The organism is Streptomyces sp. NPDC059718, assembly GCF_042733315.1.
Taxonomy (GTDB): domain Bacteria; phylum Actinomycetota; class Actinomycetes; order Streptomycetales; family Streptomycetaceae; genus Actinacidiphila.
Genome location: NZ_JBHWGA010000106.1, coordinates 1 through 8,340 on the forward strand (window position 1 = coordinate 1; position 8,340 = coordinate 8,340).

Annotated in this window: 6 protein-coding genes; all 6 read left to right on the plus strand. The window is 71.0% G+C overall.

Features of this window, described 5'->3' with window-relative positions:
- Positions 1-2,691: M4 family metallopeptidase (locus tag ACFV3E_RS45995; protein ID WP_500542433.1), on the plus strand; the 2,691-nt coding region annotated here is incomplete at its 5' end.
- A gap of 128 nt (positions 2,692-2,819) precedes the next feature.
- A complete protein-coding gene (locus ACFV3E_RS46000; RefSeq protein WP_500542435.1) occupies positions 2,820-3,839 on the plus strand; it encodes a helix-turn-helix transcriptional regulator in 1,020 nt (339 codons plus the stop codon).
- A 112-nt stretch (positions 3,840-3,951) separates the two neighbouring features.
- Positions 3,952-5,457 (plus strand): aldehyde dehydrogenase family protein, encoded by a 1,506-nt coding sequence (locus ACFV3E_RS46005; RefSeq protein ID WP_500542437.1) that lies wholly within the window; start codon positions 3,952-3,954, stop codon positions 5,455-5,457.
- Between the two features lie 567 nt (positions 5,458-6,024).
- Entirely contained in the window at positions 6,025-6,114 is a 90-nt protein-coding gene (gene kdpF / locus ACFV3E_RS46010; RefSeq protein WP_326579416.1) for a K(+)-transporting ATPase subunit F, read from the plus strand.
- Positions 6,114-7,778, plus strand: a complete 1,665-nt coding sequence (kdpA, locus tag ACFV3E_RS46015) for a potassium-transporting ATPase subunit KdpA (RefSeq protein WP_500542439.1) — start codon at positions 6,114-6,116, stop codon at positions 7,776-7,778. The genes kdpF and kdpA overlap by 1 nt, the downstream gene beginning before the upstream one ends.
- Positions 7,778-8,340 (plus strand): P-type ATPase actuator domain-containing protein (locus ACFV3E_RS46020; protein WP_500542441.1); only part of this gene is annotated, 563 nt, incomplete at its 3' end. The genes kdpA and ACFV3E_RS46020, both read left to right, overlap by 1 nt.

The following is an 8,340-nucleotide window of genomic DNA, read 5'->3' on the forward strand; positions in this document are numbered from 1 at the left end:
GCCGCCACCGCCGCCCGCACCCACCTGGCCGGCCACCGGGACCGCTACCGCATCCCCGCCCCCGACCGCGACCTGACCACCGACGCCGTCACCACTAACGCCGACGGCACCGAGACCGTCCGGCTGGGCCAGAAGTACCGCGGCATCCCCGTCCTGGGCGCCCAGTACGTCGTCCGCATGAACCACAAGGACGGCAAACGCACCGTCACCGGCACCTCCGGCTCCTACTTCACCGCCCTCGACCTCGACACCACACGCCCCACCCTCCCCGCCCCCACCGCCGTGCAGGGCGCGGTGCGTCAGGTGCGCGCGGAGCTGGCGAAGGGCGGATACCGTCCCGCGCACGCCAAGAGCGCCAAGGACGACCTGACCGGCACCGACCGCGGGCTGACCGTGCTCCCCACCGGCAAGGGCGTGCTCGCCCGCCACGTCACCGTGCGCGGCACCGACCCGGCCACCGGCGCACCCGTGGTCCAGGAGGTCTACGTCGACGCCGCCACCGGTGTCGCGGTCTTCGAGTACGGCGGCCTGCCCACGTTCGCGCCCCCCGGCTCCGCCGGCGGCGCCACGCACCGCAGCGGCACGTCCATGCGCAGCGGCACCTCGATGCGGGGCGGCGCGCCCGCGGCGGCGACCGGATCGGCGGGCGTCACCGGCAGCGGCATCCTGCTCAGCGGCACCACCGTGCCGCTGAACCTCAGCAAGGACGCCGCCACCGGTCAGTACCTGCTGCGCGACACCGCGCACATGGCCGACAGCAAGAGCCACAACGTCATCCAGACCTGGGACGCCTCCAGCGTCTGGTACCAGGACGTGTCGGGCCAGTGGCCGGAGAGCGTCGTGCCGTTCGCGATGCCGACCACGAAGGCGCCGCAGGAGATGACCGACAGCGGGGCGGTGGACGCCCACTGGGCGGCCGGGAAGGTGTACGAGTTCTACCGCGGCACCTTCGGGCGCGACAGCCTCGACGGCAAGGGCATGGCCATCAACTCCCTGGTCGGCGTGACGGACTTCGGCTCGCCGTTCGTCAACGCGTTCTGGGACCACACCAAGATGGTGTACGGCACCGGTGACGACGAGTACCGCTCCCTCGCCTCCGACCTGGACGTCGTCGGCCACGAGATGACCCACGGCGTCGTCGAGCACACCGCCGACCTCGTCTACGCCGGCCAGTCCGGCGCCATGAACGAGGCCATCGCCGACTACTTCGGCAACGTCATCGACGTCACCGTCAACCGCACCTCCATGACCGACCCCGAGGCCGGCCTGATCGGCGGCGACCTCTGCCGGACCCGGGCGCCGAAGGACTGCGCCTTCCGCGACCTCAACGACGGCGCCACCACGAAGGGCTTCCTCGGGCTGCCCCTCGGCTCGTCCTACGACAACGGCGGAGTGCACGTCAACTCCACGATCTTCAGCGGCTCGCTGTGGGACATCCGTGAGAGCCTCGGCGGCGAACTCGCCGACAGCATCGTCTACAAGGCCCTCACCTCCTACATCACCCCCCTCGACGGCTTCGACGAGGGCCGTGACGCCGTCATCGCCGCCGCCAAGTCGCTGCACGTCAAGGGCGACCGCCTGGCCAAGGTGAAGAAGGCCTTCGACGCCCACGGCATCGTCCCCGGCTGGGAGCAGAACCTCGGCCTCGACAGCGACGTGCTGATGGGCAGGCTCGGCACCCTGATGCAGTACGTCGGCACCGGCAACAGCCCCAGCGCCCACGGCGACTGGTGGGCCGCCCCCAAGTCCAGCGCCGACGGCACCGAGCCGTACGCCGTGTGGACCGGCCGCACCGACGGCAAGGGCAAGCCCCGCCGGATCTCCCCGGTCGACGGACGCTCGCACCTCAGCCCGGTCACCGACGGCAAGCGCGTGGTGTGGGTGGCGGTCGGCGACGTCCCCGGTGACGACCCCTGGCTGCACACCTACGACATCCTGTCCGCGCCCGTGGGCGGCGGCGGTGCCGTCAAGACGCTGTACAGCACCACCTCGGAGATCAGCGGCCTGAGCGTGGACGGCGACACGGTCGCCTGGTCCCGCCGTGACGAGGCGACCTCGCTGCAGCGGGTCCTGTACCTGAAGGGCGGCGACACCACGCCGCGTCAGGTGCCGATCGGCCGGGACTACAACCAGGCGGTCGAGCCCGCCGTCAAGGACGGGCGCATCGCGTACATCCACGACGGCATGTTCGACGGCACCTACGGGGTCGTCGTGGAGGTCTTCGACACCAGCACCGGGAAGACCGTGGCCCTCGGCGCGCCCTCGCAGCCGGAGTGGATCAGCACGCCGGTGATCAGCGCTGCCGGGGTGTACTGGCTGATCGACACCGACTACACCGACGACGACTTCACCACCCTGCGCCGGGCGTCCGTCGACGGTTCCACCGTCACCGACGTCATCGCGGAGAAGGGCCCGAACCCCGTCCGGGCGTTCGGCCTCACGGCGTCGGACACCGCGGTCACGCTGACCGTGTACGCCTCGTTCTCGCAGGTCTTCGACGACTACAACGACTCGCTGGCCAAGCTCTACCAGTTCACCCCGCAGGGCACCCCGCTGGGCCGGGTCTCCTGCAGCAAGGGCCAGCAGTCGAACGCCGCCGCAGGCACCGGCAGCCGCGTCCTGTGGATGGACACCACCACCACGGACACCGACCTGGTGACCCGGGCCCGCCCCGCGGGCACCTGCCGCTGAGCGGCCGCGACACCGCACCACCCCGACGGGGGCCCGGACCGGCGCACGCCGGACCGGGCCCCCGCCGGCCTTTCCGCGAGGCGTACGATCATCACGCGGGGCGCGGACGTACAGGGGTGGCAGGCTGCATGGATGTCTCATCGGGCGGTCCTTGGGCGGGGACGGGGCTGGGCCCCCTGGGCGGCCGGGTCCTGGAGTACCTGGTGAGCCACCCCTCGGCGGACGCCGCCGCGGTGGCCGAGGCGGTCGGCACGTCCGCCGACGAGGCCGAACGGGCGCTGCGGGGTCTCGAGGACGAACTCCTGGTCATCCGCATCCCCGGCGGGTCCCCGCGCTGGAAGGCCGGCCCACCGCGCTCCTCACTGGGATCCCTGCTCGCCCGCAGGCGGAGCGAACTGGCCCGTACCGAGCTGTTCATGGAGCAGCTCGACGAGCTCTACCGCTCCGTCGCGCACCCCGGCGCGCCGAACCTGGTGGAGGTCCTGGAGCACGGCGACGAGGTCGCGGCCCGTTACGCGTACCTGCTGAAGGGCAGCAGGAGCGAGGTGCTGCACCTGGCCAAGCCGCCCTACGTGACCGGGACCGAGGACGACTCGGGCCACCGGGACCCGGACCGTACCGCCGTCGCCCCGGGCGTACGGCTGCGGTCGGTGTACGAGGCCGACGGCTTCACCGACGAGGTGTCCCTGGAGACCGCGCTGCGCGGCACCGCGGTGGGCGGTGAGTTCCGCCTCGGTACCCGGCTCCCCGTCAAACTGGCGCTGTTCGACCGGACCGCCGCCCTCCTCCCGCTTCACGGCGACAGGCCCTCGGCGGGATCGCTGGTGGTGCACTCCCCGGCCCTGATCGAGGTGTGCGTCGCGCTCTTCGAGGGCATCTGGGACCGCGCGACACCGGTCTCACTGGAGAGCCGCCAGGACTGGCCCGTCGCGCGCCGTGAGCGGGAGACCGTGGAGACCGACGAACGGACCCGGGAGATCCTCCACCTCATGGCCACGGGGATGAAGGACGACGCCATCGCCAGGGTGCTGGGCGTGAGCCGCCGGACGGTGCAGAAGCACGTCAGCGAGGCGGGCACCGCCCTCGGCGCCCGGACGCGGTTCCAGATCGCGCTCCTCGCCCATGAACGCGGCTGGCTGGACGGCTGAGCCGGCCGCCCGCGGCCCTGCCCGGCCGTTTGGCCTGCGCTATACACGGTGTTTGCCGATATAAAACGTTCAATCACTGTATACGGCACATACGGGTGCAAACCTGGATTGTATGCGTATTTCGGAGCTGTCGAATCCGTACGGCACGGCCGGCGCACGACCGACCGCGGGCGAGATCGTGGACCGGCCCTGGCACATGCTGATCGGAGGGGAGGCGACCGACGCGGCCTCGGGCCAGACCCTGGACGTGATCAATCCCGCGGACGAGACGGTGGTGACCCGGATACCCCTCGGCGGCATCGTCGACGTGGACGACGCGGTGGAGGCGGCCCGTACGGCGGCGCCCGCGTGGGGGGCCACCTCCGTGACGGACCGGGCTCGGGTGCTGGTCGCCCTCGCGGAGGCGATCGAGGAGCACGGCGAGGAACTGGCCTGGATCGACACCATCGACAACGGCAGCCCGGTCGCGGTCATGCGGGGCGACTTCCGCGTCGCCGCCGCCCAGCTGCGCTACTTCGCCGGACTCGCCCTCCAACTGCGCGGCGAGACCGTCCCCATGGCCGACCACGACGCCCTCGACTACACGCTGCGCGACCCCTTCGGCGTCGTCGGGCGGATCATCCCGTGGAACCATCCCCTGATGTTCGCGGCCGCCCGCATCGCCGCACCGCTCCTCGCCGGCAACACCGTCGTCCTGAAGCCCGCCGAGGCGACCTCGCTGTCCGCCCTGCGGCTGGGCGAACTGGCCGCCGGCCTCGTACCGCCCGGGGTCCTGAACATCGTGCCGGGCCTGGGCTCCGTGGCGGGCGAACGGCTGGTGACCCACCCCGACGTCCCGCGCATCGCGTTCACCGGCTCGTCCACCACCGGACGCCGCGTCCAGGCGCGCGCGGCGAGCTCCGCGGTCAAGACGGTCACCCTCGAACTGGGCGGCAAGAACCCGCTGATCGTCTTCGCCGACGCCGATGTGCACGCGGCCGTGGACGGCGCGATGGCGGGCATGAACTTCACCTGGCAGGGCCAGAGCTGCGGCTCCACATCACGCCTGCTCGTCCACCGCTCCCTCTACGAGCGCGTCGTCAAGGAAGTGGGCAGGCGCATGGACGCCATGCGCCTCGGCGACCCTGCGGACCCCACCACGGACATCGGCCCCCTGGTCTCCGAGGAGCACTACCGCAAGGTGACCTCCTACATCCGGGCGGGACTGTCCGACCCCGCCCTCCGCCTCGTCGCGGGCGGCAGCGCCCCGCACCGGCCCGGCTACTACGTACGGCCCACCCTCTTCGCGGCCCACGCCGGCCCCTCCGGGCCGCTGTTCCGGGAGGAGATCTTCGGGCCGGTGCTGGTGGCGGCGCCCTTCGACGCGTACGACCAGGCGATCGCCGAGGCCAACGCGCTGCCGTACGGCCTGACCGCCAGCGTCTGGACCACCGACCTGCACACCGCCATGGCCGCGGCCCGCGACCTGCGCACCGGCTACGTGTGGATCAACGCCAGCTCCGCGCACATCCCCGGGACCGCCTTCGGCGGGGTGAAGAACTCGGGCGTCGGCCGGGAGGAGGGCATCGAGGAGCTGGAGTCCTACACCCAGCCGAAGAACGTGTACGTGCGGTTCTGAGCGCGGAAAATCACTTCACTGCCGGGGCCGAGCTGTGGATCCTCCCCACCCGGTGGGATCCCGGTTACGGCCGGTTCCACGCGATCGGGTACCACCGCGGCAACACGCGCCGCTGTGTGCGCATGGCCGTCCGGTCGAGGACCTGGAGAACTTCCGGGTGAAGGGCGTCTAGAGCGACGCCCTGGCCCGTCACCTTAGCGCCCGCTACAGCCCCCTGCCGCCGCCCGAGGAGTGGGTACCGGGCCTCTGAGCCCCGGCCGACCGCCGCGCTCGACCGCGCCGACGCGCCACGCCACCCCCGTCACCCGTTCGGCCGGGCGGCGTCAAAGTGCCGTCAAGCCGATCCGGGGCCGCGTCAGGAACCCGCTAACGAAGCTCGTCGGGGGCACTGCGGGGCGCTTCGCTACGTACACCGGTTTTTCACCGGCGCCGCGGTCCCGACCGGGTACGCGGCATCGTCCCCACACGACTTCCGGGGTGTCTCCGCATGCCAGATGTGGCCTTCATCGTCCTCACCGTCGCTGTCTTCGCCGTGCTCGGCCTCGTGGCCAAGGGGGCGGAGCGGCTGTGAGCATCGAAAACGTCGTCGGACTCGTCGTCGCCGTGGCCCTGGTCGGTTACCTGGTGCTGGCACTGATCTACCCGGAGAAGTTCTAGTGAACGACACCCTCGCGGGCTGGCTCCAGATCCTCGCGCTGGTCGGCGCGCTGGCCCTGACCTACCGGCCGCTGGGCGACTACATGGCCCACACCCTCACCTCCGCCAAGCACCTTCGCGTCGAGCGCTTCGCTTACCGCCTCGGCGGGGTCGACGGCGACGCGGACCAGAAGTGGTCCGTCTACCTGCGGAGCGTGCTGGCCTTCTCGGCCGTCTCCGTCCTCTTCCTCTACGGCTTCATGCGGCTGCAGAACCACCTGCTGCTGTCCATAGGCATGCCCGCGGTGACGCCCGGCGTGTCCTTCAACACGGCCGCCTCCTTCGTCACCAACACCAACTGGCAGTCCTACTCCGGTGAGTCCACGATGGGCCACCTGGTGCAGATGTCCGGTCTCGCGGTGCAGAACTTCGTCTCGGCCGCCGTCGGCATCGCCGTCGTCGCCGCCCTGATCCGGGGCTTCACCCGCAAGAAGACCGACCGCATCGGCAACTTCTGGGTGGACCTCACCCGGATCGTCGTGCGCGTGCTGCTCCCGCTCGCCTTCGTCTTCGCGATCGTGCTGGTCGCCGGCGGCGTGGTGCAGAACTTCCACGGCGTCGAGTCCATCTCGACCCTGGTCGGCGACCACCAGAGCATGACCGGTGGCCCGGTGGCCTCCCAGGAGGTCATCAAGGAGCTGGGCACCAACGGCGGCGGCTTCTACAACGCCAACTCCGCCCACCCCTTCGAGAGCCCCAACCCCTTCACCAACTGGCTGGAGATCTACCTCCTGCTGGTGATCGCCACCTCCCTGCCGCGCACCTTCGGCCGCATGGTCGGCGACAACCGCCAGGGCTACGCGATCATCGCCGTGATGGGCGTGATCTGGGCCGCATCGGTCGCCGTCATCACGGTGAACGAGCTGCACAGCGTGAGCAGCCAGGCCGGCCACTTGGCGGGCGGCATGATGGAGGGCAAGGAGCAGCGGTTCGGCGTGTGGGGGTCGGCGCTGTTCGCGGCGTCGACGACGCTCACCTCCACGGGCGCGGTCAACTCCTTCCACGATTCGTACTCGCCGATCGGCGGCGGGATGACGATCTTCAACATGATGCTCGGTGAGATCGCCCCCGGTGGTACCGGCTCCGGCCTCTACGGCATCCTCATCCTGGCGATCATCGCGGTCTTCGTGGCCGGTCTGATGGTCGGCCGCACCCCGGAGTACCTGGGCAAGAAGCTCGGCGGCCGGGAGATGAAGTTCGCCTCCCTCTACATCCTCACCACCCCGGCGATCGTCCTGATCGGTGCCGGCCTCGCCATGGCGATGCCGGGTCAGCGCGCGGGCATGCTCAACTCCGGTGCGCACGGCTTCTCCGAGGTGCTGTACGCCTTCACCTCGGCCGCCAACAACAACGGCTCGGCCTTCGCGGGCCTGACCGTCAACACCGACTGGTACAACACCGCGCTCGGCCTGGCCATGCTGTTCGGCCGCTTCCTGCCGATCGTGTTCGTCCTGGCGCTGGCCGGCTCCCTGGCCCGGCAGCAGCCCGTGCCGGCCACGGCGGGCACGCTGCCCACCCACCGGCCGCAGTTCGTCGGCCTGCTGACGGCCGTGATCCTGATCGTCGTCGGCCTCACCTACTTCCCGGCCCTGGCGCTGGGTCCGCTCGCGGAAGGTCTGTCCTGATGTCCCTGACCACCCTCGAACCCCCCGCGTCGCCGGGGGGCGCCCCGACCGAGCCGCAGCAGCCGCACCGGGTCTCCGGCGGCATGATGGACCCGAAGCAGCTCCTCACCTCGCTGCCGGACGCGGTCAAGAAGCTCGACCCCCGGGTCATGATCAAGAACCCGGTCATGTTCGTGGTCGAGGTCGGCGCGGTCCTGACCACCCTCTCGGCGATCAAGGACCCGAGCGTCTTCGCCTGGGTCATCACCGTGTGGCTCTGGCTGACCGTGATCTTCGCCAACCTCTCCGAGGCCGTCGCGGAGGGCCGCGGCAAGGCGCAGGCCGAGACCCTGCGGCGGACGAAGACCCACACCGTCGCCCGCCGGCTGATCGACTGGCGGCCGGGGGCCACCTCGCTCCGTGAGGAGGAGGCCCCGGCCTCCGGCCTGAAGCTGGGCGACCACGTGGTCGTCGAGGCCGGGCAGATCATCCCCGGTGACGGTGACGTCGTGGAGGGCGTCGCGTCGGTGGACGAGTCGGCGATCACCGGTGAGTCGGCCCCGGTCATCCGGGAGTCCGGTGG